We start from the raw sequence: 24444 nt of genomic DNA, 5'->3' as shown, positions 1-24444 counted from the left end.
ATGACGCTCGATCCCACACAGCTCGACGCTCCACCGCTCGAGCCGGAGAAGGAGGAATCTCCCTCGATCCCCCGGTGGCGGCTGATCCTGGTCCGCACGTTCTCGACCAAGCGGGCCTGGATCGGCGCCGGCGTGCTCGTGCTGATGTTCCTGCTCGCGTACGTCGGACCGCTGCTCTACCCGTGGTCGTCCACCGACCAGGACTATCTCGCGTTCAACAAGGGGCCGAGCCTCGACCACTGGTTCGGCACCGACACGATCGGGCAGGACATCTTCGCCCAGTCGATGGCGGGTCTGCAGAAGTCCCTGCTCATCGGCCTCATCGTCGGACCGGTCACGGCACTCATCGCCGGGCTCGTCGGCGCGATCGCCGGGTACGTCGGCGGTGTCTGGGACCGGGTGATCGTCTGGATCATCGACCTGCTCCTCGTGCTGCCGAGCTTCTACATCCTCGTGCTGCTGAGCCCACTCTTCAAGGACCTGGCCTGGGTCGCGCTCGTCGTGTTCCTCCCCCTCTTCGGATGGATGGTGCTCGCGAGAGTCATCCGCGGTCAGACCATGTCGCTGCGCGAGCGCGACTACGTCAAGGCGGCTCGCTTCATGGGCGTCGGCGGTTTCACCATCATCCGCCGCCACATCATCCCCAACGTGGCATCGCTGCTGATCATCGACGCGACGCTGGGTGTCGGCGCCGCGATCCTCGCCGAGACCACACTCAGCTACTTCGGCTTCGGCATCCAGCCGCCCGACGTGTCACTCGGAACGCTGCTCGCTGCGGGAAGCGCCGCGGCGACCACCCGTCCCTGGCTCTTCATCCCGCCGGCGATCATCCTCGTCGCCACCGTGCTCGCGTCGAGTCTGCTCGGAGATGCCCTGCGTGACGCCGTCGACCCGACCTCGGAGAACAACCGTGCCTGAACCCCTGCTTCGCGTCCGCGACCTCAACGTCACCTTCGAGACGAAGGCCCGCACCGTCCACGCCGTCCGCGGTGTGAACTACGAGGTCAATCGCGGCGAGTTCCTCGCCATTGTGGGTGAGTCCGGTTCGGGCAAGTCCGTGTCGTCGATGGCGGTCATGGGCCTCCTCCCGAGCACCGCCAACGTCTCGGGCTCCATCACGTACGACGGCACCGAGCTCCTCGGCTCCACCGACCGGCAGCTGTCGAAGATGCGCGGTTCCGACATCGCGATGATCTTCCAGGACCCGCTCTCGGCACTGACGCCGGTCTACACGATCGGTCAGCAGATCATCGAGGGCCTCAAGCTGCACCAGCCCGGGCTCAGCAGCCAGGCTCTGGAGGCCCGCGCGGTCGAGCTGCTCGACATCGTCGGTATCCCGGAGCCGCGCCGACGGGTGAAGTCGTTCCCGCACGAGTTCTCGGGCGGCATGCGCCAGCGCGCGATGATCGCGATCGCCATCGCGAACGATCCGAAGCTGATCATCGCGGACGAGCCGACGACGGCACTGGATGTCACCATCCAGGCCCAGATCCTGGATGTGCTCCAGAAAGCGAAGGAAATCACCGGCGCTGCCGTGGTGCTCATCACGCATGATCTCGGCGTCGTCGCCGGCAACGCGGATCGCGTGGCCGTGATGTACGCGGGCCGCATCGTGGAGACCGCACCGGTCGACGAACTGTTCGCACGTCCGGCGATGCCGTACACGATCGGACTCCTGCGCTCGATGCCGAGCATCGCCAACGGGGCCTCCGAACGTCTCGTCCCGCTCGAGGGACGTCCGCCGCTGCTGACTGAGGTGCCCACCGGCTGCCCGTTCGCCGATCGCTGCCCCGCCGTGATCTCGGCGTGCCACGACATCGAACCCGATCTCGTCCCCGTCGCACCGCTGCAGTCCGCGGCGTGCATCCGTGCGGAGGAGATCGTCGACGGCCGGCTCCCCCGCGACGAGGTCTTCTCCCCGCCTGCCCCGGTCGAAGAGGTCGTCCGCGAGGTCGAGACCCGCGGCACCGTGCTCAAGGTCGAAGACCTGAAGCGGCACTACCCGCTCACCAAGGGCACCGTTTTCCGCCGCCGCATCGGCACCGTCCGCGCGGTCGACGGCGTCAGCTTCGAGCTGGACGGCGGCAAGACCCTCGGCCTGGTCGGAGAATCGGGCTGCGGAAAGTCGACCACCGTCATGGAGGTGATGGAACTCGCCCAGCCGCAGTCGGGGCGCGTCTCCGTCAACGGCATCGACACGGCCACGCTCTCCGCTTCACAGCGTCGCGCGCTCCGGACCGACATCCAGATCGTGTTCCAGGACCCGGCGGCCTCGCTCGACCCGCGTATGACCGTCGAAGAACTCATCGGCGAACCGCTCACCGTGCACGACGTCCCGGCGAAGGAGATCTCGCGCCGCGTGCGCCGGATGCTCGAGCTCGTCGGTCTCGAGCCGAGCTATGCCCGTCGCTACCCGCACGAGTTCTCCGGAGGTCAGCGCCAGCGCATCGGAATCGCGCGTGCGCTCGTCGTCGAACCGAAGATCCTCGTCCTCGACGAGCCGGTTTCCGCGCTCGACGTCTCGGTGCAGGCCGGCGTGATCAACCTGCTCGAGGATCTGAAGCAGCAGCTGGGACTCTCCTACCTGTTCGTCGCACACGACCTCGCCGTGGTGCACCACATCGCCGATGACGTCGCCGTGATGTACCTCGGGCGCATCATCGAGTACGGCGATGTCGACGCGATCTTCAGCAACCCGCGCCACCCGTACACGCGCGCGCTGCTGTCGGCCGTGCCGATCCCCGACCCGCAGATCGAGCGGACGCGCGAGCGCATCCTCCTCTCCGGAGACCTGCCATCGCCGACCGAGACGATCACGGGGTGCGCGTTCCGCTCACGGTGCCCGCTCTACGCGATCCTTCCTCCCGCACAGCAGGCCGAATGCGAGACCGTTTCTCCCGAGCTGCGCCCCGTGGAAGGACGCGACGTCTCCTGCCATTGGGCGGAGCAGGACATCCTGCAGACCGCGTGATCCGTGGTGACGGCGTGAGCGGCCGCGGCACTGACCGCATCGTCATCCGCGGTGCATCGGGCTGGTGGATCAGCGGTGTTCTGGCGGCGCTCTTCGCCTACCTGCTCATCGATGCGGCCGTTCGCGCGGAGTGGGCGATAGTGCTCCTCTCCCTCCCCTGGATGGGAGTGGTGCTGCTCGGGTGCTGGATGCTGCTGATCCGGCCGTGCGTGATCGTCGCGCCTGCCACGCTCACCGTGGTCAACGTCTTCCGCACACACACGATCCCGTGGCACGAGGTGGCCGAGCTCCACGTGCGGTATCAGCTCGTCGTCGAGTTGACGGACGGCACCGCGATCCGCGCCTGGGGTTCACCCACCGTCCGGCCGCGTCGGGACCGGGAAGCCGACGTGTCGACGTCCCATCGTTCCCGCGCCTTCGTCGGTGTGGTGGAGGCGATCGACCACGCGCGTGATGACGTCGGGCGGGCTCCGACGGGTGAGGCGGCGCGAACCGTGAGCGTTGCGTGGCTGCCTCTTCTCGCTCTCGCCCTCGCCGTGGCTCTCGGCGTCACAGCAGCCGGCCTGTTGTTGTGACGCGGGGTCTCGGCATAGACGCCGAGATCCTAAGCTGAACGCGTGAGCGCACAGATCGTCCTCGTGCACGGCATCCGCACGTCCGCCACCATGTGGCGCGCGCAGCTCGCCTATCTGGAAGCGCACGGATACGGCGCCACAGCCGTCGACGTGCCGGGACACGGCACCCGGATGGGCGAGGACTTCACGCTCCATGAGGCGCTGCACACGATCGACGTCGCGGTTCGCGCTGCGGCGGAGAAGGGGCCCGTCGTGCTCGTCGGGCATTCGATGGGCGGGCTCCTCTGCCTCGCCTACGTCGGCGGCGCGGAGACGCCGCCGGTCGCCGGACTGGTCGCGGCCGCGTGCACCTCGCTCCCCTCCGGCGCGGGCCTGCGTGCCTATCGGCTCTTCGCGAGGGCCGTGGACTCGCTCCCCGACCGCGGGATGTGGCTCACCGCGCGGATGCTCGAGGCCACCATCCCCGCCGAGACGCGGTCGGACTTCGCCGCAGGCGGCTACGCACTCGACACGCAGGATGCCGCGCTCCGCAGCCTCGCAGCTCTCGACGTCGCCGCCGCGGTCCCCCGCATCAAGATCCCCCTCTGGTTCGTGAACGGTCAGTACGACCAGCTGCGTCTGAACGAGACGCTCTTCCGTCGTCTCGCCTCACACGCCGAGCTGATCATCGTCCCCCGCACGACCCACCTGGTCACGGCCATGAGGCCGCGGATCTTCAACGCGGTGCTGCAGCTCGCGATCGCGACGGTGGAGCAGGACGCAGAGCCGTCATGAGCGCTTCGGCTCCCGCGCGAACGCCGTGAGCAGTCCCCCGACCAGGGACAGCACCGCTGCCGCGACGAACACCAGCCAGAACCCGCCGACCAGGGCGACCAGCGCGGCCCCGAGCACCGGTCCGATCAGCTGGCCGAGGGCGGCCGTGACGTTCACGATCCCGAGGTCACGCGCATGGTCCTGTTCATCCGGCAGCAGATCGGCGGCGAAGGCGAGTCCCACCGTCGAGAACGCGCCGTACCCGAGCCCCATCAGAGCCGCGGCCACCATCGTCATCTCGAACGTCGGCACCAGCGCGATCGCAACGCCCGATGCCGCCTGCACCACCGTGGCGGCGACCGCGAGCGTGCGCCGATTGCCCGTACGGTCGGAGACGAGACCGGTCACCACGGACGCGATCACCACAAAGACCGTGTACACGACGATGAGCAGTAGGAGGTTGTCCTGCGCGACGGCACTCGGCTGGCCGAGCCCGTGCAGGAGGAAGAACAGGAACAGCGCCGTCCCGAGTGCATTGCCGATGTTCGTCACCAGGCGACCGGAGAGCATCCAGGCGAAATCCCGGTCGCGCAGAGACGCCAGCCGACGGCGCCCCACCGTCTTCGGGCGCATCGCCTCGACACTCGGCGGGTCGGGCAGGAGCAGGGCGGCTGCCGATCCGATGACCGCGATCACGCCGGCGAGCAGCAGGTAGCCGTCGCGGATGCCGAGTCCGAGGAGAACGACGAGGCCGACGCCGAGCACGATGCCGACGGCCTGACTGGAACCGACCGCCGCGGAGGCCGCACCGCGCTGCGTGGACGGCAGCTGGTCGGCGATGAGAGCGGTGAAGGCGGCAGACGAGACCGCGACGCCGATCGACACGCCCACCCATCCGGCGCCGACCGCCCAGGGACCTTCCGCGTATCCGGTCAGGACGAGGCAGACCGCGGTGAACAGAACGCCGCCGAGCGCCCACGGACGGCGACGGTGGCGCCCCGCCGCCGCACGATCGGAGAGCGCTCCGGCCGCGGGACCGGCGATGATGCCGGCGAGCCCGCCGATTCCGAGAACCAGACCGGAAGAGACGACGCCGCGGATCCAGTCGTCTTCCGGCGTGTCCAGCTGCAGGGGAAGGAGCAGCTGCACCGGCGTGAGCTGCACGGTCCAGATCGCGAGCCACGCCAGCGTGAAGAGCGACATCCATCGTGCTCCCGCTCGAACGGTGCGCGTGCCGGTGACTTCGGTCATCTCCCCACCGCCGTCGCTGCCGCTGCGCGCGCACTCGCGATGACGTCGCGATACCAGTCGTAGGAGGCCTTGGGCGTCCGCTCCCCCGTCTCGAAGTCGACGTGGACGAGCCCGAACCGCTGGGTGTAGCCGTCGGCCCACTCCCAGTTGTCGAGCAGTGACCACACCGTGTACTCCTCCACGGGGACTCCGGCTGCCATCGCCTCCCCGACGGCGGCGAGGTGCCCGGCCAGATACGCGATCCGGTCCGTGTCGTCGACGCGGCCGGCGCGCGGCGGTTCCGGGAACGAGGCTCCGTTCTCACCGATGATGACCGGGGGAAGACGGGGGTGCCGGGCATGCAGGTCGACCAGGAGGTCGCGGAGGGCTCCGGGCACGATCGGCCACTCGGGACCGAAGCCGGTGACGGGAGCCCCGGGAGTGGGCACGATGTCGAAGGGGATGGGACTCCCCTCCGCTGCTGCCGTCACGGTCGTGGGGTTGTAGAAGTTGATGCCGTAGAAGTCGATCGAGCCGCCGATCTCCTCGAGGTCCCCGTCGCGCACCGGCATCGGCGGGAGGCCCAGCGACTCCAGGTCCGGGTAGGTGCCGGTGAGGAGCGGCTCGCTGAAGACCCGATTGTGGATCAGGTCGTAGAGCGCGGCCGCCTGGTGGTCGTCGGCTGTGTCGTGCAGCGGAAGCACCCACGTGTGGTTGTTCGCGAGCCCGACGGCGGAGGCGCCTCGCTCCCGCAGCACGGAGGCAGCGCGGGCATGGGCGAGCAGCTGGTGGTGGGCGGTCGGCAGCGCGCCGAAGAGCAGCTGTCTCCCCGGCGCGAGTGCGCCGACCGCGTATCCCTGCAACGTCGTCATGGCCGGCTCGTTGAGGGTGTACCACTGCCGCACGCGATCACCGAGGCGGTCGGCCACAATCGTCACGTAGTCGGCGAAGCGCTCGGCGGTGTCGCGCTCGAGCCAGCCGCCGTCGACCTCGACCGCGCTCGGCATTTCCCAGTGGAAAAGGGTCGGGAACGGCGCGACTCCCGCCTCCAGGAGAAGGTCGACCAGCCGCGAGTAGTGATCGAGGGCGGTCTTGTCACCGACTCCTCGGCCGTCCGGCTGCACGCGCGCCCAAGGGATCGAGAACCGATAGCGGTCGAGTCCCAACCCCGCGGCGAGGGCCACATCGGCTTCGGGATGCCGATAGCTGTCGCAGGCCGGATCCGCCGTCGATCCGTCGATGATCGCGCCGGGCCTCTCGAGGAAGTCGTCCCAGATGGAGCGTCCCGTGCTTCCCGTCGGACGCGATCCCTCGATCTGGAAGGCGGAGGTCGCGGCGGACCAGCGAAGGCCTGCGGGCACGGACGGAGGAACGCGTTCGGGGGTCATCTGGCTCCTTGACAGCGGTGTCGGGATAGTGATGATTCTGCACCCAGTACCATGAGATCCGCGACGGAGTTTCGCAATCCGTCGGCCGTTTCGCGTCTACACCCCCTCTGCTGGTAGACTCGGCTCTTGGCTTGCGTGTGGGTTCTTCCCTCACGACCGCCGTGCAGCAGCCCTCTTCTGCTGCCGGCATTCCGAACACTCCTGTACAGAAAGCGTCCACACGTGGCAAACATCAAGTCGCAGATCAAGCGCAACAAGACCAACGAGAAGGCGCGCGAGCGTAACAAGGCCGTGAAGAGCGAGCTCAAGACGGTCATCCGCACGACTCGCACGGCAGTTACCGCCGGCGACAAGGCCGCAGCCGAAGCCGGCCTGAAGAAGGCCGCCGTCAAGCTCGACAAGGCCGTCAGCAAGGGTGTCCTGCACAAGAACCAGGCGTCGAACCGCAAGTCGGCTCTCGCCAAGCAGGTCGCTTCTCTCTGAGCTGAAGCTTCTGAGAAAGGCCCGTCCCGTCTTCGGGGCGGGCCTTCTTCGCTCTTCGGCAGTGATCCGCGGCGTTCTGCGGAGCGAGGACGCGTGACTATTCCTCACCGAACGGTCGACGAGTGGCGATCACCGTGACCATGCGCTCGAGCGCGAAGATCGGATCGCGGGCGGCACCCTTGACCTCACCGTCGGCGCGCGCTGTGGCCTGGATCGCCATTCCGAGCGAACGCTCGTTCCACCCGGCGAGGTCACGGCGGGCACGATCGACCTGCCAGTCCTTCATACCCAGGCGCTGAGCGAGTTGGCGGCTCGGTTCGCGGTTTCCGGCGACCCGCGCCATGGTGCGGAGCTTCATCGCGAAGGCTGCGACCATCGGCACCGGATCAGCACCGGATGACAGTGCGTGGCGGAGCGCGACCAGCGCCTCACCGTAGCGGCCGGCGATCGCCGTGTCGGCAACGACGAACGCCGACACTTCGACGCGCCCGCCGTAGTACTTGGTGACGACTTCTTCGGAGATGTCGCCCTCGACGTCTCCGATGAGCTGCTGGCAGGCCGCCGCCAGCTCGGTGAGGTCATCGGCGAACGCGGAGACCAGCGCACGGAGCGCCGCCGGCGCGATGCGCTTCTTGGCGGTGCGGAACTCCCCCGCTGCGAAGTCGACCCGGTCGCCGTCGCGCTTGATCGCCGGGCAGGCGATCTCGATGCCTCCACCGGTGCCGGCGCGGACCGCATCGAGCAGCTTCTTGCCGCGCACGCTCGCCCCCGTGTGCCGGAGGATGACGGTCGCCCCCTCCTGCGGGTTGTCGAGGTACGACACCGCTTCCTGGATGAAAGCATCGGAGCACTTCTCCACGCCCGAGACACGAACCAGGCGTGGTTCGCCGAAAAGGGACGGGGAGGTGAGGGACAGCAGCGTTCCCGGCGCGTAGTCGTCGGCGCGCACATCGCTGACCTCGAGGGCGGGGTCCTCGGCGCGGAGATAGTCGCGGACGCCGGCGATCGCGCGCTCGGCGCAGACCTCTTCCGGCCCGGAGACGAGCACGAGCGGAGCGGGACGAGGCTCTCGCCAGGAGACCTGGGGGACCTTCGTGGGTTTCGCACCACCGCGGGAAGGGGGACGCGAAGCTGCCATGGATCCAGACTACCGGCGGTCGCCGACACCGCTGCCCGCTCGCTCATGGAGCAACCTTCTCCGTCCACACCTGCAGCTCGCTGTCGCCGGTGCCGAGGAGGCTCCGTCCCTGCCGATCGGTGCGCAGCGCCTGCGCCCCGGTCGCCGACAGGAGGTCGAGCGTCTCGATGCGCGGATGGCCGTAGTCGTTGTCCGCTCCCACGCTGAACAGCGCCACGCGAGCCTGCACGGCCTCATAGAGACCCGCGTGCTGGTCCGCGCTGCCGTGATGGGCGACTTTGACGACGTCGTAGTGACCCAGCCGAGCGGTGCGGAGCAGCATCCGCTGGGGTGCGGCCGAGAGGTCGCCGAGGTAGAGCGACCGAGGCACTCCTCCCCCATCGAACTCCATCACCACGCTCGCGTCGTTGCCGGCCGGAAAGGCGGCCGAACCCCGCACCGGCCAGAGCACTCGCCACGCGGCATCGCCGAGGTCGCCGCGTTGGCCTGCCCACGCCTCGTCGACCTGTGCACCCGAGGCGGCGAGGTCGGCGAGGAGACGTCGTTCGTCCTCCTCGAGCGCCGGCCCGTGGAGGACCGCGCCCACCCGTCCCTGCACGGCGGCGACACCGCCGACGTGGTCGAGGTCGTAGTGCGTGAGGACGAGAAGGTCGATGTGTCCGATGCCGAGAGACCGCAGACACGCCGCCAGCGGCTCCGGGGCGGGCCCCGTGTCGATCAGCGCCACTCTCGCCGCCGAGCGCACGAGCAGCGCATCGCCCTGTCCGACGTCGCATGCGGCGATCGCCCACCCCTCCGGCGTCGTGGCCGTGGCGAGTGGTCCGTCAAGGAGCACCCGGGCGCCGGCGAGCGAGAGCACGACGATCAGGACCGCCGCCGCGGCTCGCTGCACGATGAGTCCCCCACGCCCGATCGCCGCTCCCGTGCCCGGTCGACCGGATCTGATGACGACGACCGCGATGCACACGCTCACGAGACCCACGAGCAGTGCGCTGCCGATCCCGGCGGGCAGCAACAGCTGTGCTCCCGGCAGGCGAGCGGTCGTCGTCGCCGTCGCCGCGATCCAGGCAGCGGGCAGCCAGGCGGACGACGCCAGCAGATCAGCGAGACCCGGCAACGGAGCGGCCAGACATGCCAGCAGCCCGACGACGGTGGCGATCGGGGCCGCGGGCGCCGCGATGATGTTCGCGGCGATGCCGATGAGAGACTGCTGCTCGGCGAAGAGGGCGATGATCGGGCCGCAGGCCAACTGTGCGGCAAAAGGGACCGCGAGAGCCAGAGCCACCGGTCCGGGCATGATCCGGCCGAACCCCCGTGCGAGCGGAGGCGCGAGCAGGATCAACGCTCCGGAGGCCGCGACCGAGAGTGCGAATCCCGGCGTGGCGGCCAGCCAGGGGTCGACGAGGAGGATGCCCGCCGCGCACAGCGAGAGCATGCCGGCTCCGGCGCTCGGTTTGCCCAGAAGTAGGGTGAGCATCCCGACGGCCGCCATGACCGCCGCACGGATCACACTCGGCTCCGGCGTGACGAGGACGACAAACCCGGCAAGCCCCACGACAGCGAGGACGACCCGCAGCATTCGCCCCGCACCGCACAGGGCGGCGATCCAGAAGATCCCGCCGACGACGATCGCACAGTTCGCCCCGCTCACCGCGGTGAGGTGACTGAGACCGCTCGTGCGCATGTCGTCGTTCAGCTCGATCGACACCGCCCGAGTGTCCCCCACGGCGAGGCCCGGCAGAAGGCCCGCCCCGGGCTCGGGAAGCCGCAGGGAGCGCTCGACGAAGGCGTGCTTGAGCGCCGCTGCGACGCCGAACACTCCCGATGCCGGCTCGACGAACTCGGCATCGTTCGCGAAGACCACGAGCGCCGATCGCTCGCCCGCATCGGTGGCGGCGGCCTCGCCGATGACGCGGATGCGCGCGCCGAGGTCGAACCCGTCGCCCGGGTCCACTCCGATGCGCACGGGCGCCGACGAATCGCTCGCGCGCCCCGGCGGTCCGAGCGTGGATGTCGATGCCTCGAACCACAGCCGCCCGTCGCGACCGACCGACGCCGAGGAGGTGATCTCCCCTGTGGCCTCCACCACGCGACCGTCCCAGGACATCGCCTCCTCCCGTGCGGGGAGGGCGAACCCGACCGTCAAGGCCGCGGCCGAGGCTCCCGCGAGAAGCACGACGGCCAGACCGCCGGTCAGCCGCGAGACCCAGGTTCGCGGGCACCGGACGAGCAGCATCAGCACCAGACTCGCCACGAGACCGCAGGCGGCCGCACACCACCAGGCCGCCTCGGGTATCAGTACGCAGAGCAGGGCGGTGCCCCAGACAACCAGCGCGAGAGGGAGGAGACGGAGGTCGCGCGCCTTCACACCCTGACTCCGTCGCGCAGGCCGGCGAGCAGCTTCTCGCCGATGCCGGGAACCGCGAGCAGGTCGTCGACGGACCCGAAGCGCCCGTTCTCGTCGCGCCAGGCGATGATCCGCTCCGCCAGCGTCGGACCGATGCGCGGCAGCGTCTCCAGGGCGGCCTGATCCGCGGTGTTGAGGTCGACGCGGTCGTCACCCGGCGGCCCCGCTCCCGGTGCATCGGTCGCTGCGCCGACGGCCGGGACGACGATCTGCTCGCCGTCTTCGAGCAGCCTCGCGAGGTTGACCGCCGCCAGGTCGGCATCATCGGTGGCTCCCCCGGCCGCTGCCAGCGCATCGACGAGGCGGGCGTCCAGGTCCAGCACGTAGAGGCCGGGATGGGTGACGGAGCCCAGGACGTGCACGTACAGCTCACCGGACGCGCCGGCGGCCGTCGCGGCTTCCGTCAACGGTACGGATGCGGTCGGCGCGGCCTGGCCGCGGAGGATGCCGAGGCCGACGGCGGCAGACAGCACCACGAGCGCGAGTACCACCCCGGCGCCGATGCTCAGACGCAGTCGACGCCGCGGCGGAGGTGGTGCTTGCGGGGATGCCATCCGGCCAAGCTAGGTGCGCGAGGCAGACTCCCCGTACCCCACAGACCGGAGCCGTGGACAACCGCCGTCGGGCGCAGATGGTGCAGAGGAGCACCGACCCGCGCAACTCAGCCGCACGACCGACCCGGCTACATCCTCCGACCGATGCTCACCCGAGCCCACTGTCCGTAGCGTCGTGAGCATGCCCTCCACTCGTCTGTCCGTGCGCTCCGTCCTGCCCCTGGGCATCGCCTCGGCACTCGCCGCCCTCCTGTTGATCGTCCCGTTGCCGGGGAGCCTCAGCGTGGTCGGCACCCGATGGCTCAGCTCTGCAGGCTCGGCCGTCCCCGCGGTCGAGCTGATCTCCGAAGCGGGGCTCCTCCTGCTCGCCGCCGCCACGGCAGCGGTCATGGCTCGTGCATGGTGGAACCACCATGAACGACGCGTGCACATCGCAGCCTCCGCCGTCGGCGTGGTCCTGGCCTACCTCTTGAGCGAGGGCGGAAAGCTGCTCTTCGCCCAGGCGCGTCCGTGCGCGGTCTGGCAGATCGCCGGTGAGTGCCCGCCGCCCGGAGACTGGTCGCTGCCCTCGAACCACGCGACCCTCGCATTCGGCGCCGCCGCAGTGATCGCCGTCGCCGTCGGACGGTCGTGGCTCACATGGTCGGCGATCGCGCTCGCCTCCGTCGTCGCCGTCGGACGCGTCGCACAGGGCGTCCACTACGTCCACGACATCGCCCTCGGAGCGATCCTCGGCGTGGCCGTCCCGCTTCTCGGCGTCATCGGCATCGAGGCGATCATGCGCGTCGTTCAGGCCCGCAGAGCAGCGCGAAGGGGATGACGGCGACGGCCCCTGGCGCTCACGAGAGCGAGCACCAGGGGCCGGATGCAGTCCGCGCGGTGAGAGCCGATCAGCCCTTCACGACGATGCTGACGATCTTGGGCGCGCGCACGACGACCTTGACGATCTCGCGGTCACCGATCGAACGGATCACGCGCTCGTCCGCGCGAGCCAGCGCTTCGAGCTCGCTCTCGCCGATGCGCGCCGAGACCTCGAGCTGTGCGCGGACCTTGCCGCCCACCTGCACGACGGCGGTGATCGTGTCCTCGACCAGCAGCGCCGGATCGGCGGACCGCCACGGCACCAGGCCGACGGAGGGCTCGTGACCGAGGATCTCCCACACCTCTTCGGCGGTGTGCGGGGCCAACAGGTCGAGCATCACGGCGATCGTCTCGGCGGCCTCACGCACGGCGGGATCGGCGGCACCGGCAGCACCGTCGATCGTCTTGCGGGTGAGGTTCACCAGCTCCATGAGGCGGGCGACCAGCACGTTGAACTTGGTCTGCTCCACGAGAGCCGGGGCCTCGGCGAGCAGCTTGTGCGTCGCGCGGCGCAGTGCGGGGTTCCCACCGTCGAACACGACGTCGACCGGACTCGCGACGTCGCCGGCGATCCGCAGCACGCGGGCCAGGAACTTCTGCGCACCGGCCGTGGAGACGTCTTCCCAGTTGATGTCATCCTCCACCGGGCCCGCGAAGGCCAGAGCGACACGGACGACATCGGCACCGGGGTCGATCATGCTCGACGAGAACTCGACCAGGTTGCCCTTGCTCTTCGACATCTTCGATCCGTCGAGAAGAACCATGCCCTGGTTGATCAGCGTCGTGAAGGGCTCGGTGAAGTCGATCAGCCCCATGTCGAACAGCACCTTCGTGATGAAGCGCGCGTACAGCAGGTGCAGGATCGCGTGCTCGACACCACCGATGTACGAGTCGACAGGCGCCCACCGGTCGGCCTGAGCCGGGTCGAACGCCACGGTGTCGCTGTTCGGCGACAGGAAGCGCAGGAAGTACCAGGAGCTGTCGACGAAGGTGTCCATGGTGTCGGTGTCGCGCAGCACCGGGTCGCCGGTCCCGGGGGCCGTGGTGCGCACCCAGCGCTCCGCCGCCCCGAGCGGCGAGGTGCCCTTGGGAGAGAGGTCGAGACCTTCCACGCTGGGCAGCTTCACCGGCAGCTGGTCTTCGGGAACCGGGATGATGTCCCCGTCCTCGGTGTGCAGCATCGGGATGGGAGTGCCCCAGAAGCGCTGACGCGAGATCAGCCAGTCGCGCAGGCGGTAGTTCTTCGCCGCGCGTCCGGTGCCGGATGCCTCCAGCTGCTCGATCGCGCGGGCGATCGCGTTGCGCTTGGACAGTCCGTTCAGCGCACCCGAGTTGATCATGCGGCCTTCGCCGGTCAACGCGATGCCGGTGGATGCCGGGTTCTGCTCGTCGAGCGCGGCGCCGGTGTCGATCGGCACCCCTTCGTCGTCGACCTCGATCACGGGCATCGCGCCGGTGACAGGAGCTGTCGTGTCGACCACGACCTTGACGGGCAGGTCGAACGCGCGGGCGAAGTCGAGGTCGCGCTGATCGTGGGCGGGCACGGCCATGACGGCACCGTGACCGTAATCGGCGAGCACGTAGTCGGCTGCCCACACCGGCAGCTTCTCGCCGTTGACCGGGTTGATCGCGTAGCGCTCGAGGAAGACACCGGTCTTCGGGCGGTCCGTGGACTGCCGGGCGATGTCCGTCTCCTTCTGCACCTGCTCCAGGTAGGTGCGGAAGCGCTGGCGCACCTCGTCCGGCGCATCCGCCGCCAGCTCGGACGCCAGATCGGAATCGGGGGCGACGACGAAGAAGGTGGCTCCGTGCAGCGTGTCGGGGCGCGTCGAGAAGACGGTGACCGGCTCCTCGCGACCCTCGATCACGAAGTCGACGTCCGCACCGATCGAGCGTCCGATCCAGTTGCGCTGCATCTGCAGCACCTTGTGCGGCCAGAAGCCCTCGAGCTGGTTCAAGTCGTCGAGCAGCCGGTCGGCGTAGTCGGTGATGCGGAAGTACCACTGCGTGAGCTTCTTCTTGATGACCTCGGCACCGCAGCGCTCGCAGCGACCGTCGACCACCTGCTCGTTCGCCAGCACGGTCTGGTCGTTGGGGCACCAGTTGACCGGGCTCTTCTTGCGATAGGCCAGCCCGCGCTCGTACAGCTTCAGGAACAGCCACTGGTTCCAGCGGTAGTACTCGGGGTCGGACGTGTGCAGGACGCGCGTCCAGTCGTAGGAGGTGCCGAACTCCTTCAGGCTCTGCTTCTGCTGATCGATGTTCGCGTAGGTCCACTCCCGAGGGTCGGCGCCGCGCTTGATCGCCGCGTTCTCCGCGGGCAGGCCGAAGGAGTCCCAGCCGATCGGGTTGAGCACGTTGTGCCCGCGGTGACGCCAGAACCGGGCCACCATGTCGACGTACGCGTAGTTCTCGGCGTGCCCCATGTGCATGTCACCGGACGGGTAGGGGAACATCCCGAGCACGTACTTGCGCGGGCGGGTGTCTTCCTCCCCGCCGGTGAGGAACGTGCCGTTCTCCGCCCAGTACTTCTGCCACTTCGTCTGGATGGCGTGCGCCGACGGAGTCTCGTCATCGGCGGGAGCGGTGGACAGGTTCTCAGACAACGAACGCACGACCAATCTGAAGGAAAAAGCGGGATCAGTTCAGGATATCGGAACGCCAGACCCCCGGCATTTCCGCACCGAGCGCGGCGAGGGGAGCTCGCGCCTTGGTCGCGACCTCGGCGACTTCGGATGCGGCGACCGATCCCCAGGTGATGCCTCCGCCCGCGCCGACGACCGCCTGGTCGCCGTCGATCAGGATGCTGCGGATGACCATGGCGAGGTCGAGCACGCCGTCCGCCCCGATGTACCCGAAGCAGCCGGCGTAGACGCCGCGCGGCCCGCCTTCCAACTCGTGCAGTCTCGTCATCGCGGAGAGCTTGGGGGCGCCCGTCATGCTGCCGGCGGGGAAGGCCGCGTCGAGCAGCGAACCGACGGTCGTCCCGGCCGTGGCGACACCGCTCACGGTGCTCACGAGCTGGTGCACGGCCGGGTAGCTCTCGACCACCCACAGTCCGTCGACGCGGATGCTCCCCGGCTCGCACACGCGGGAGAGGTCGTTGCGCATCAGATCGACGATCATGACGTTCTCCGCGCGCTCCTTGCGATCCGCCGCGAGTTCTGCGGCCAGCGCGGCATCCTCCTCCGGGTCCGCACCGCGGGGCCGGGTGCCCTTGATGGGGCGGGTACGGATGACACCCCCCTCGGCGTGGAGGAACTGCTCGGGGCTGGCGCTCAGCAGGGTACGGCCGCCGATGCGGACGAAGCCGCCGTGGTGCGCGGGCGTCGCAGCGCGCAGGCGACGGTACACCTCGACGTCATCATGCGCCCCGGCCACCGTGAACCGCGTCGTCAGGCACAGCTGGTACGCGATGCCGGCGCGGATCAGGTCGCGGCAGCGTTCGATGAGCACGGCGTACTCGTGCGGATCGTGGCGCGCTTCGGCGACGCGACGCGCACCGTCGGGGACCTTCAGGGGGACCGTGTCGTCCGCCGGCTGCGGGACGGCGGAGACTTCCGCTGTCCACGAGGGGAGCTCGTCGTCCGCGCTGAGCACCCAGGTGCGCCGCGCGGCATGGTCGAACGCGACGACATGTGTGGCGCGCAGCCAGGAGCCGCCCGGCTCGTCGACGGGCCGACTCACCGGGGCGCCGGCGGCCGCGGCACCGGACTCATAGTCGAGCCAGCCGACCCACCCACCGGAGAAGGGCGGACGGGTGCGATCGGTCGGAGCCGCATCCAGTGCCACATCCCGCGGCAGCGACGACCGCTCCCCCGTGCCGACGAAGCTCCAGCCCTGCGCGGCATCCGCGCCGGCGTCGAGCCAGAAGACATCGGCGACGCGCGCTTCGAGCATCCGGAACACGGCCCACGGCTCCACCCAGGAGGAAAGGGGGCGAGCGGTCAGCTGTTCGGGCACCTTTCCAGCCTAGGACCGGGTCGCTCCCGTATTCTCATGACGTGGACGACCTCCTGCTCTGGCTCCTCGACACCGTGCAGTCGATCGATCCGATCACGCGCACACTGGTCGCGGGGCTCGCCGTCATGCTGGAGACCAGCATCCTGATCGGCCTCATCGTCCCCGGGGACACCATCGTCATCATCGCCTCGATGGGCGTAGCCACCGTGTGGGAGGGCATCGCGATGGGCGTCGCCGTCGTGATCGGAGCGCTGATCGGCGAGAGCATCGGATTCTGGCTCGGACGCTGGCTCGGCCCGCACATCCGCGTGTCGTGGCTCGGCCGCAGGATCGGCGAGCACAACTGGGTCCGTGCCGAGAACTATCTCGAACGCCGCGGCGGCATCGCGATCTTCCTGTCCCGGTTCCTCCCGGTGCTGCACTCCCTCGTGCCTCTCACCGTCGGCATGAGCGAGTACCCGTATCGCAAGTTCCTGGCCTGGACCGCTCCGGCGTGCGTGCTCTGGGCCACCGCGTATGTGAGCGTGACCTCCCTCGCGGCCGGCAGCTTCCGCGAACTCGTCGATCGCGTGCACTTCGCCGGCTACATCTTCGTCGGCGTCATCGCGCTGTTCCTGCTCCTCGCATTCCTCGGCAAGAAACTGCTGCAGCGGCTCGAAGCCCGTCATCAGGAGGCCCGGGAGTCGGCAGCCGACTCCGACGTGAAAGACTGAGTCAATGGCATCGGCTCCCCCAGCCCCCCGGATCCACTGGTTCGCCCGACTCGAGCATCGCCTCCATGTCTGGCGTGAAGGTCGTGCGCGCCGTCGTGGCCGTGTCGCCACGATCCTCCCGTTCCCCGGCTACGGCGGTCCGGGCTGGGTGCGGGTCGTGGGTCGAGTGCTGATCGTGCCCCCGCAGCGTCGCACCCGCGACGGCGAGCCGGCGAGCGTGCGCGGCTGGCGCAGCTTCGTCGGGATCCCGGTCGGGTACGCGACCGTGACCGTGCATGTCGGCGAGACGACGCATCAGCTGGTCGCCGATCGCGGTGGCGTGGTCGATGCGAAGATCCCCGTCGACCTGGAGCCCGGCTGGCAGAACTTCATGATCTCGGTCGAGGGGCAGGAGCCCGTCGAAGCCGGCGCCTTCATCGTCGCCAAGGACACCACGTTCGGCGTCGTGTCCGATGTCGACGACACCGTGATGGTCACGGCCCTGCCGCGTCCGTTCATCGCCTTCTGGAACTCCTTCGTGCTCGATGAGCATGCCCGCCTCCCCGTGCCCGGAATGGCCGTGCTGCTCGACCAGCTGCTGCGACAGCACCCCGGAGCACCGATGGTGTACCTGTCGACCGGTGCGTGGAACGTCGCTCCGACCCTCTGGCGCTTCCTCGGTCGCCACCTCTTCCCGGCGGGGTCGATGCTGTTGACCGACTGGGGCCCGACGCATGAGCGCTGGTTCCGCAGCGGGCGTGAGCACAAGCTCACCAACCTGCGCCGGCTCGCGGCGGAATTCCCCGACGTGAAGTGGTTGCTGATCGGCGATGACGGCCAGCACGACGAATCCATCTACTCGCAGTTCATGGACGAGCATCCCGATTCGGTCGCCGGGGTCGCCATCCGGCGCCTGCTGCCCGCAGAAGCCGTGCTCGCCGGCGGTCGTGCCGGCCGAGAGCCGCATTCCGAAGACGTGGCACCGTGGGTGAGTGCCGAAGACGGCGCCGGGCTTCGCGACCTGCTCGGTGAAGCCGGCATCCTGCACTGACGAGACCACAGCGCACATGCACACGCTGATCGAGAGGGCGCTCCCCCGCGAAGAATGGCTCACCCGTGAGCAGGCGCATCACGAGCGCGCCGACGCGCTGACCGCCGCGCATCGCGAGCGCTCCTCCCGATCCGAGAAGCACCCCGTGTGGGACTTCCTGTTCACGTACTACTCGTACAAGCCGGCACAGCTTCGGCGCTGGCACCCGGGAGCCGATGTCGAGCTGCAGGACGCGCCCGAACGTCTCTCGTGGCGCTGGTATTCGCCGGGCGAGACCGAAGGCGGTGTCGTGCCCGATCCCCGATCCTTCGCGCAGGAGAAGGCGGACCTCGCCGCGCTCGTGGAGCGGATGCTGCGCCGCACGGCGTCGCGCCCCGGCCAGTTCGGCTGCTTCGGCCTGCACGAGTGGGCGATGGTGTACCAGGCGGACGAGCACCGTCACGCGGTGCCGCTGCGTCTGGGACGGGCGGGCACGGATGCGGTCGTCGAGAGTCATGACCTGCGCTGCACGCACTTCGACGCGTTCCGGTTCTTCACCCCGGAGGCGGTCCCCCGCAATCGCACGCCCCTGAGCCGCGAGGACCAGCCGCTGTTCGAGCAACCGGGGTGTCTGCACGCGGGGATGGACCTCTACAAGTGGGCGACGAAGCTCGGGCCGCTCATCCCCGGCGAACTCCTCCTCGACTCGTTCGAGCTGGCGCGTGACATCCGGCTGCTGGACATGGAGGCCGCGCCGTACGATCTCTCGGCGTGGGATGTCACCCCCGTCCGCATCGAGACGCCGGAGGGCAAGGCGGAGTATGTGCGCCGGCAGCGCGTCTTCGCCGAACGCGGCACCGCGCTGCGCAGGGCTCTGCTGGACGCGTGGCTCGGCGACGGCACACGAGAAGCGGCCTGAGCGTCACTCCGCCTGTTCGCAGTCGGCGCAGAGCGTCCATCGCGCCGACGCCGCGGACAGTTGGGTTCGCAACGTGAGCACCCGCGTCGCCGCTTCTTCGAGCCGCTCCTTCGGCAGAGTGCCGGCTTCGACCGCCGCCGCGATCCCGGCCGCCATCTTGCCCGCGGTCTGCGCATCGGAGCCCGCGATCATCAGCACCAGGTCGTTGCCGGCGGCGATCGCGGCGACACCGTTGGCGACGGGATCCGCGTAGGCGGGATTCCCCGACGACAGCAGCATCCCGAGGTCGTCGGTCACCGCCACCCCCTCGAAGCCGAGTTCCTCCCTGGCGATCTCGTGCCACTTCGCCGAGAGGGAGGCGGGCAGGGCGTCCACGGCCGTGTAGGCGAGATGCCCGTACATGAGGAGAGATGCTCCGGCATCGACGCCCGCCGCGAACGGGACAGCCTCCGTACTGCGCCATTCGTCGAGCCCCATGCTCGTGCTCGGGATCGCGGAATGCGAGTCTCCGGGGGCTGCACCATGTCCGGGGAAGTGCTTGAGCGTCGAAGCGACGAACTGCTCCTGCGCGGTGGTGGCGGCCGACACGCGATCCGCGGCGCTCGCGGGATCGGTGCCGAGCGCGCGACCGTAGATGAAGGTTCCCGAGTCGGCCGTGAAGTCGGCCACGGTGCCGAAGTTCACCGTGATCCCCGCGCGGGCCACCAGCGACCCTCGAGCCGTGAACGCCGCCGAGGTGGCGTCGACCGGCTGCCGCTTCAGCGTGGTGGAGGCCGCGTACTCATCGCCGTGCAGACGCGAGACGATCCCGCCCTCCTGGTCGACAGCGATCAGCGGCGGCAACGCGGGATCGATGGTCATCGCGGCGGTGAGAGCCTGCAGCTGGGACTCCGAGTCGGGGATGTTCGCTCCCATGAGGATGAACCCGCCGAGACCGGAACTCATGTATGCCCGGAGCGCGGCGGGATCCGTTCCCGACACGTGCCCCATGACCACGGCGGAGGCCTGCTCGGCCACCGACATCTCCTTGACGAGAGCGGTCGCATGCGCGGCCGGGCCGGTTGGCTCCGCGACCGGGGAGACCGCGGCGGAGGTGCGGGAGGCAGCCGTCGACGGGGCGGTCGAAGCGACCGCTGCCGGTGAGGCGCACAGTGCCGCCGTCGCGACGACCGCCAGCGCTCCTGCGGCCCAGCGACGGTATCGGGACATGACGGGTCCGGTGCGGTGTGGACGCGTCAGCAGCCGAGCGCCTCGGTGATCGGCACCGCCGTGGCGGCGTCGCCGTTGCCGAAACGGATCGTGCGGCCGATGGTGCACGGTCCGTGGAGCGATGCGGCGATGACCCCGGCGACGTCTGCCCGCGACACGGCTCCGCTGCCCGCTGGGTCGATCTGGATCCGCGCGGTCGGCTCGTCGAACGTGAGCGTGCCGGGAGCGAGGATCGTGCCTTCCAACCCGCTGCCGCGCAGATGCTCGTCGGCCGCCCACTTCGCATCCGCGTACGGGAAGAAGGAGTCGCCCTCCGGGACACCGTGATCGGCCGTGGATCCGAGCCACGACACCATCACGTAGCGGCGGACGCCCGCCCGCTCGGCCGCATCCATCGATCGCTGAGCGGCGTCACGATCCACCGCGTACGTGCGCTCCGGTGATCCGCCACCGGCACCGGCCGACCACACGACCGCGTCGTGCCCGCGGATGATCTCGGCGAGCTCGTCCACGTCGAGATTCTCGATATCCGCGACGAGGGCCTCGGCCCCCGTCGCTTCGACATCGGAGGCGTGCTCCGGGTTGCGGATCACGCCGGTGACCTCATCACCGCGAGCGACGAGCAGTGGCGCGAGCAGAAGGGCGATGCGGCCGTGGCCGCCGAAGACGATGATGCGCGACATACCCTCACCCTACGCGCCCCCTCCGACCTCAGCGCGGGGTCTGATCGCTGTCGATCACGAACGCCTGCGGATGACTCGGCAGGTAGCGGACGACCACCGGTTCCCCGCTCGTCAGGAACGCATCGCGATCCGGGTACACGGCGGGAGTGAAGAAGTTGCTCTCCAGCGTGTACTCGACGCCCTCGGCGGTCGTGAACGTCACCCAGTCCCCCTCCAGTGTGCCGGTGGTGGGGCGGCCGTTGTCGTAGATGTAGGCCCGGGTCACGGGCACTCCGGTGAGGCTGAGGATCCCGATCACGAGCGATCCGACCATGACCAGCGCCAGCACGCGGGCACCGATACGGACGACGCCGGCCCAGACCCGACCTCGCGGGTGCTCCGTGGGGTGCAGGAGGCCCTCCCGCTCCCGGATGCTCCGCAGCGCCTCACCCGGAACCGCACCCCGCGCCGACAGCGCGAACAGCCCGAGGGTCGAGAACCCCGCGATGAAGACCATGGCGTATCCGTGAGAGGCCGGGAAGTTCACCAGCCAGACGAGGGTGTCCATCGGGTTCATCGTGCCGTCTCCTTCTCGATGGTCACCGCGACGGTCTGCGGGTCCTCCCGGCGGTAGAACGCCCATACGGGAGCTCCCACCTGGAGATGCGGGATCGCCTGGGGGTAGACGAACACGGTCGTGTCGGCCTCCCACGTCGCCGCCCCTTCGGGTGCCATGAGCACGCGCAGCGCGAGTTCGCTCTGCCCCTCGCGACGTCGGCCCGTCGGCCGCACCTCGAGCACCGACGCGGGCACCTGCGTCCCGCTGGTGCGCGCCCGTACCTGGCGGGGGTCGATCAAGCCTCGGTCGATGCGCCACTGCAGCATCGCGTCGCGCACAGCGGGGTCGCTGAGGTCCGCGAGCTCGACCGTGTCCTGGTCGGTCACGCTGTAGCGCACCGGGACCGGAAGCCCCACCTGGAGCGTCGCGAGATCCGTGGGCTGCACGAGCGTACGGAGCTGCCCTATGAAGTCATCGGCCGCACCCGGGTTCACGCGGATGAAGAGGTCGTACTGCGGCACATCGTTGACGGTCATCCCGGTGCGGGTGACCTCGACGATCGTGCCGACCCCGATCTGCGCCTCACCGCGCGGGGTCCTGCGACGCGCCAGGCCCGACAGCATCCCGCCGAACGTCAGCAGCAGGCCCCACGCGACGCCGATGATGATCGGGCCGCCGAGGGTGTCCTCACCGGCGAACGGGAGGATCGAATGACGCTGATCCACGCCGAACAGCCCTTCGCCGACCCAGATGACGAGCCAGGCGGAGAGCAGCAGCCAGACGACGAGGAACACGATGCGGAGCATGCTGTTCAGCGTAGCCAGGCGCCGGTCTCCGCCCGAACACGGATCCGTGTGCCGGGTCCCTCGTACGGCGGCACCGGGTCCTCTACACTCGGGTCAACGATGCCGACCCGAACGGTATCCCTCCCGACAGCAGGACGACGATGCCCACACCGCTGATCGAGCGCGAGATCACCGCGCCCGTCTCGCTCACGACTCCCGACGGGGCACTGAACCGCGATGCGCTCGGCTGGTCTCGAACGCCTCTGCACGACACATCCGGCATCCCCGGTCGAGGCCGCTGGGGGCGCAACAAGCGCTGGGAGTACTGGAACGTGATGACGCCGTCGCACATCATCGCGTTCACCGTGTCGTGCGTCGACTACCTGGCGCTGCACGAGGTCTGGGTACTCGACCGGGCGACCGGCGAGGACATCGGATCGACCGTGATCTCCCCCGGAGCGCGCTCCGCGACGCTGCCGCCATCGCTCGGGGACGGCCCGGTGCGGGCCCGGACCCGCCGCATCACGCTCGACGTCGACGAGGTGTTCGACGGCACGCGTCTGCGCGGCACCGCTCCTCGCGTGTCCTTCGACCTGCTCGCCGCGCGGCCGCTCGAGCACGAGTCACTCGGCGTGGTCGTGCCCTGGCGTCGGGGGGACGACATCCGCCGGTTCCAGTACACCGTGAAGGATGTGGCGCGGCCGACGACCGGCAGCATCGCCATCGACGGCACCGCCCACGACGTGCCGGTGGGCAGCTGGGCGGTGCTCGACCACGGACGCGGGCGCTGGCCGTATCAGGTGCGGTGGAACTGGGCCGCCGGTAGCGGCATCGTCGACGGCCGCACGATCGGGTTGCAGCTCGGCGCGAAGTGGACGGATGGCTCCGGGGCCACCGAGAACGCCCTGCTCGTCGACGGGCGCCTGTCGAAGATCAGCGAGGAACTCGTGTGGGACTACGACCCCGAGCAGTTCATGCGCCCCTGGCAGGTGCACGGTGCGACCGCCGACCTCACGTTCACACCGTTCTACGACAAGATGTCACGTACGAATGCGCTGGTCATCGCGAGTCGGACCGATCAGCTGTTCGGCGTCTGGTCGGGTTGGGTGCACGACGACACGGGTACGCCGGTGCGCGTCGACGGCATCGAGGGCTTCGCCGAAGAGGTGCTCAACCGCTGGTGACGCTCGCCCCGGCGGACCGCAGCGCGCGCTGCACACCTTTCGCCGCCGAACGCCCGGCACGATTGGCGCCGATCGTGCTCGCCGACGGCCCGTAACCGACCAGCTGCACCCGCGGGTCGGCGACCGCGGTCGTGCCGCGGCCGTTCCGGTCGAGCTGGATGCCGCCGGCCGCGCTGCGCAAGTGCAGGGGCGCCAGGTGGCTGATGGCCGGACGGAAACCCGTGGCCCAGAGGATGACGTCGACGTGCTCGAAGCTGCCGTCGGCCCAGCGCACGCCGTCGGGCTCGATGCGCTCGAACATCGGGCGACGTGCGGCATAGGCGCCCAGACGCTCGGCTTCGCGTTCCTGCGGGCGCAGCATGAGTCCGGTGACGCTGACCACGCTCTCGGGAGGGAGTCCTGCGGCGACGCGCTGCTCGACCAGAGCGACCGCGGCCGCACCGGCTTCGGGCGTGAAGTCGTCGTTCCGCCACACGGGTTCCCGACGGGTGACCCAGAGCGTGTCGGTGATCGGGGCGAGGGCACCGAGGAACTGCACCGCGGACGCCCCACCGCCCACCACGAGTACCCGCTTGCCGAGGAAGTGCTCGGGGCCGGGATAGTCGACCGTGTGCAGCTGCTCTCCGACGAAGGTCTCCATCCCGGGGTAGTGCGGGAGGAACGGATGCGACCACGTCCCCGTCGCGTTCACCAGCGTGCGGGTCGTCCACTCCCCCTCCCGCGCTCGCACGACAAGGAGTCCGTCTTCGTCCTCGACGCGTTCCACGTGCACCGGTCGGAGCACCGGGAGTGCATGAGTGCGCTCGTATGTCGCGAAGTAGTCGGGGACGGCCACGTTGGCACGGGCTCCGTCACGCGGCGGAGGCGTGTCGCCGGGCAACTCGGCGACACCGTGCACGTCGCTCATCGTCAGGGCGTCCCAGCGATGCTGCCAGGCGCCTCCAGGTCGCTCATCCGCGTCGAGGACGACGTGCGAGATGCCGAGCCGCGACAGGTGGAAGGACGCCGAGAGGCCGGCCTGCCCTGCGCCGATCACCAGACTGTCGAGGATGCTCACGAAGAACAGAACGCCCCGCCACTC

The 24444-nt window shown here is 69.5% G+C and carries 22 protein-coding genes; 10 read left to right on the top strand and 12 right to left on the bottom strand.

From position 1 onward, the window contains the following. The 4 genes from ACCO44_RS11490 to ACCO44_RS11475 are packed head-to-tail and all read left to right on the top strand — an operon-like array spanning position 1 to position 4320. Positions 1–918 carry an ABC transporter permease gene (locus tag ACCO44_RS11490; protein WP_372466631.1) on the top strand — a complete coding sequence of 306 codons (918 nt, stop codon included), beginning with the start codon at positions 1–3 and terminating at the stop codon, positions 916–918. After that, a complete protein-coding gene (locus tag ACCO44_RS11485; RefSeq protein WP_372466630.1) occupies positions 869–2971 on the top strand; it encodes a dipeptide ABC transporter ATP-binding protein in 2103 nt (700 codons plus the stop codon). The genes ACCO44_RS11490 and ACCO44_RS11485 overlap by 50 nt, the downstream gene beginning before the upstream one ends. Then, positions 2968–3546, top strand: a complete 579-nt coding sequence (locus ACCO44_RS11480; protein ID WP_372466629.1) for a PH domain-containing protein — start codon at positions 2968–2970, stop codon at positions 3544–3546. Before ACCO44_RS11485 ends, ACCO44_RS11480 begins: the two co-directional genes overlap by 4 nt. 42 nt (positions 3547–3588) lie before the next feature. Continuing rightward, positions 3589–4320: an alpha/beta fold hydrolase gene (locus ACCO44_RS11475; protein WP_372466628.1), complete on the top strand. Its 732-nt coding sequence runs from the start codon at positions 3589–3591 to the stop codon at positions 4318–4320. On the opposite strand, the gene ACCO44_RS11470 is transcribed toward ACCO44_RS11475, so the two are convergent. Both ACCO44_RS11470 and ACCO44_RS11465 read right to left on the bottom strand, forming a co-directional pair. After that, positions 4315–5550 (bottom strand): MFS transporter, encoded by a 1236-nt coding sequence (locus tag ACCO44_RS11470; protein ID WP_372466627.1) that lies wholly within the window; start codon positions 5548–5550, stop codon positions 4315–4317. The genes ACCO44_RS11475 and ACCO44_RS11470 overlap by 6 nt on opposite strands. Beyond that, complete coding sequence (locus tag ACCO44_RS11465) at positions 5547–6917, bottom strand: glycoside hydrolase family 1 protein (protein ID WP_372466626.1); 1371 nt, start codon at positions 6915–6917, stop codon at positions 5547–5549. Before ACCO44_RS11465 ends, ACCO44_RS11470 begins: the two co-directional genes overlap by 4 nt. A 222-nt stretch (positions 6918–7139) precedes the next feature. Here ACCO44_RS11465 and rpsT point away from each other — a divergent pair, with 222 nt between their 5' ends. Beyond that, positions 7140–7400, top strand: coding sequence for a 30S ribosomal protein S20 (gene rpsT, locus ACCO44_RS11460; protein ID WP_029261697.1), 261 nt, complete (start codon positions 7140–7142; stop codon positions 7398–7400). A 97-nt stretch (positions 7401–7497) separates the two neighbouring features. Here rpsT and holA read toward each other — a convergent pair whose 3' ends face one another. Genes holA through ACCO44_RS11445 form a run of 3 tightly spaced genes read right to left on the bottom strand, consistent with a single transcriptional unit; the run spans position 7498 to position 11499 of the window. Beyond that, positions 7498–8538, bottom strand: a complete 1041-nt coding sequence (holA, locus tag ACCO44_RS11455) for a DNA polymerase III subunit delta (RefSeq protein WP_029261696.1) — start codon at positions 8536–8538, stop codon at positions 7498–7500. A gap of 43 nt (positions 8539–8581) precedes the next feature. Further along, the gene (locus tag ACCO44_RS11450; protein WP_372466625.1) at positions 8582–10906 is read right to left on the bottom strand and encodes a ComEC/Rec2 family competence protein; all 2325 of its coding nucleotides are present in this window, start codon (positions 10904–10906) and stop codon (positions 8582–8584) included. Then, the gene (locus tag ACCO44_RS11445; RefSeq protein ID WP_372466624.1) at positions 10903–11499 is read right to left on the bottom strand and encodes a ComEA family DNA-binding protein; all 597 of its coding nucleotides are present in this window, start codon (positions 11497–11499) and stop codon (positions 10903–10905) included. The genes ACCO44_RS11450 and ACCO44_RS11445 overlap by 4 nt, the downstream gene beginning before the upstream one ends. 181 nt (positions 11500–11680) lie before the next feature. On the opposite strand from ACCO44_RS11445, the gene ACCO44_RS11440 reads away from it, so the two are divergent. Beyond that, on the top strand, positions 11681–12319 hold the full coding sequence (locus ACCO44_RS11440) for a phosphatase PAP2 family protein (RefSeq protein ID WP_372466623.1): 639 nt from the start codon (positions 11681–11683) through the stop codon (positions 12317–12319). A 70-nt stretch (positions 12320–12389) separates the two neighbouring features. Here ACCO44_RS11440 and leuS read toward each other — a convergent pair whose 3' ends face one another. Beyond that, positions 12390–14966, bottom strand: a complete 2577-nt coding sequence (gene leuS / locus ACCO44_RS11435; RefSeq protein ID WP_372469402.1) for a leucine--tRNA ligase — start codon at positions 14964–14966, stop codon at positions 12390–12392. 34 nt (positions 14967–15000) lie between these two features. Next, entirely contained in the window at positions 15001–16323 is a 1323-nt protein-coding gene (locus ACCO44_RS11430) for an anthranilate synthase component I family protein (RefSeq protein WP_372466621.1), read from the bottom strand. A 41-nt stretch (positions 16324–16364) separates the two neighbouring features. On the opposite strand from ACCO44_RS11430, the gene ACCO44_RS11425 reads away from it, so the two are divergent. The 3 genes from ACCO44_RS11425 to ACCO44_RS11415 are packed head-to-tail and all read left to right on the top strand — an operon-like array spanning position 16365 to position 18964. Next, the gene (locus tag ACCO44_RS11425; protein ID WP_372466620.1) at positions 16365–17036 is read left to right on the top strand and encodes a DedA family protein; all 672 of its coding nucleotides are present in this window, start codon (positions 16365–16367) and stop codon (positions 17034–17036) included. Between the two features lie 4 nt (positions 17037–17040). Next, the gene (locus ACCO44_RS11420; protein WP_029261689.1) at positions 17041–18066 is read left to right on the top strand and encodes an App1 family protein; all 1026 of its coding nucleotides are present in this window, start codon (positions 17041–17043) and stop codon (positions 18064–18066) included. Between the two features lie 16 nt (positions 18067–18082). Continuing rightward, entirely contained in the window at positions 18083–18964 is an 882-nt protein-coding gene (locus tag ACCO44_RS11415; protein WP_372466619.1) for a 3-methyladenine DNA glycosylase, read from the top strand. Positions 18965–18967: 3 nt separating this feature from the next. On the opposite strand, the gene ACCO44_RS11410 is transcribed toward ACCO44_RS11415, so the two are convergent. Genes ACCO44_RS11410 through ACCO44_RS11395 form a run of 4 tightly spaced genes read right to left on the bottom strand, consistent with a single transcriptional unit; the run spans position 18968 to position 22200 of the window. Next, the gene (locus ACCO44_RS11410) at positions 18968–20173 is read right to left on the bottom strand and encodes a glycoside hydrolase family 3 N-terminal domain-containing protein (RefSeq protein WP_372466618.1); all 1206 of its coding nucleotides are present in this window, start codon (positions 20171–20173) and stop codon (positions 18968–18970) included. Positions 20174–20199: 26 nt separating this feature from the next. Continuing rightward, a complete protein-coding gene (locus ACCO44_RS11405) occupies positions 20200–20856 on the bottom strand; it encodes an SDR family oxidoreductase (RefSeq protein ID WP_029261686.1) in 657 nt (218 codons plus the stop codon). A 28-nt stretch (positions 20857–20884) separates the two neighbouring features. Continuing rightward, complete coding sequence (locus ACCO44_RS11400; protein WP_372466617.1) at positions 20885–21412, bottom strand: hypothetical protein; 528 nt, start codon at positions 21410–21412, stop codon at positions 20885–20887. Continuing rightward, positions 21409–22200, bottom strand: coding sequence for a hypothetical protein (locus tag ACCO44_RS11395; RefSeq protein ID WP_029261684.1), 792 nt, complete (start codon positions 22198–22200; stop codon positions 21409–21411). Before ACCO44_RS11395 ends, ACCO44_RS11400 begins: the two co-directional genes overlap by 4 nt. A gap of 140 nt (positions 22201–22340) precedes the next feature. Between ACCO44_RS11395 and ACCO44_RS11390 the strand changes: the two genes are divergently transcribed. Then, positions 22341–23363, top strand: a complete 1023-nt coding sequence (locus ACCO44_RS11390; RefSeq protein WP_372466616.1) for a DUF2804 domain-containing protein — start codon at positions 22341–22343, stop codon at positions 23361–23363. Here ACCO44_RS11390 and ACCO44_RS11385 read toward each other — a convergent pair. After that, positions 23350–24420 (bottom strand): NAD(P)-binding domain-containing protein, encoded by a 1071-nt coding sequence (locus tag ACCO44_RS11385; protein WP_372466615.1) that lies wholly within the window; start codon positions 24418–24420, stop codon positions 23350–23352. The genes ACCO44_RS11390 and ACCO44_RS11385 overlap by 14 nt on opposite strands. Between the last annotated feature and the right edge of the window lie 24 nt (positions 24421–24444).

It is taken from the genome of Microbacterium maritypicum (assembly GCF_041529975.1).
Classification (GTDB): Bacteria; Actinomycetota; Actinomycetes; order Actinomycetales; family Microbacteriaceae; genus Microbacterium.
This window is presented reverse-complemented; position numbering and strand designations above follow the sequence as displayed.

Coding starts and splice junctions, on each gene's coding strand:
- ACCO44_RS11490 (WP_372466631.1), top strand. CDS start 1: ATGACGCTCGATCCCACACAGCTCGACGCTCCACCGCTCGAGCCGGAG.
- ACCO44_RS11485 (WP_372466630.1), top strand. CDS start 869: ATGCCCTGCGTGACGCCGTCGACCCGACCTCGGAGAACAACCGTGCCT.
- ACCO44_RS11470 (WP_372466627.1), bottom strand. CDS start 5,550: ATGACCGAAGTCACCGGCACGCGCACCGTTCGAGCGGGAGCACGATGG.
- ACCO44_RS11465 (WP_372466626.1), bottom strand. CDS start 6,917: ATGACCCCCGAACGCGTTCCTCCGTCCGTGCCCGCAGGCCTTCGCTGG.
- holA (WP_029261696.1), bottom strand. CDS start 8,538: ATGGCAGCTTCGCGTCCCCCTTCCCGCGGTGGTGCGAAACCCACGAAG.
- ACCO44_RS11445 (WP_372466624.1), bottom strand. CDS start 11,499: ATGGCATCCCCGCAAGCACCACCTCCGCCGCGGCGTCGACTGCGTCTG.
- ACCO44_RS11440 (WP_372466623.1), top strand. CDS start 11,681: ATGCCCTCCACTCGTCTGTCCGTGCGCTCCGTCCTGCCCCTGGGCATC.
- ACCO44_RS11420 (WP_029261689.1), top strand. CDS start 17,041: ATGGCATCGGCTCCCCCAGCCCCCCGGATCCACTGGTTCGCCCGACTC.
- ACCO44_RS11415 (WP_372466619.1), top strand. CDS start 18,083: ATGCACACGCTGATCGAGAGGGCGCTCCCCCGCGAAGAATGGCTCACC.
- ACCO44_RS11410 (WP_372466618.1), bottom strand. CDS start 20,173: ATGTCCCGATACCGTCGCTGGGCCGCAGGAGCGCTGGCGGTCGTCGCG.
- ACCO44_RS11405 (WP_029261686.1), bottom strand. CDS start 20,856: ATGTCGCGCATCATCGTCTTCGGCGGCCACGGCCGCATCGCCCTTCTG.
- ACCO44_RS11400 (WP_372466617.1), bottom strand. CDS start 21,412: ATGAACCCGATGGACACCCTCGTCTGGCTGGTGAACTTCCCGGCCTCT.
- ACCO44_RS11395 (WP_029261684.1), bottom strand. CDS start 22,200: ATGCTCCGCATCGTGTTCCTCGTCGTCTGGCTGCTGCTCTCCGCCTGG.
- ACCO44_RS11390 (WP_372466616.1), top strand. CDS start 22,341: ATGCCCACACCGCTGATCGAGCGCGAGATCACCGCGCCCGTCTCGCTC.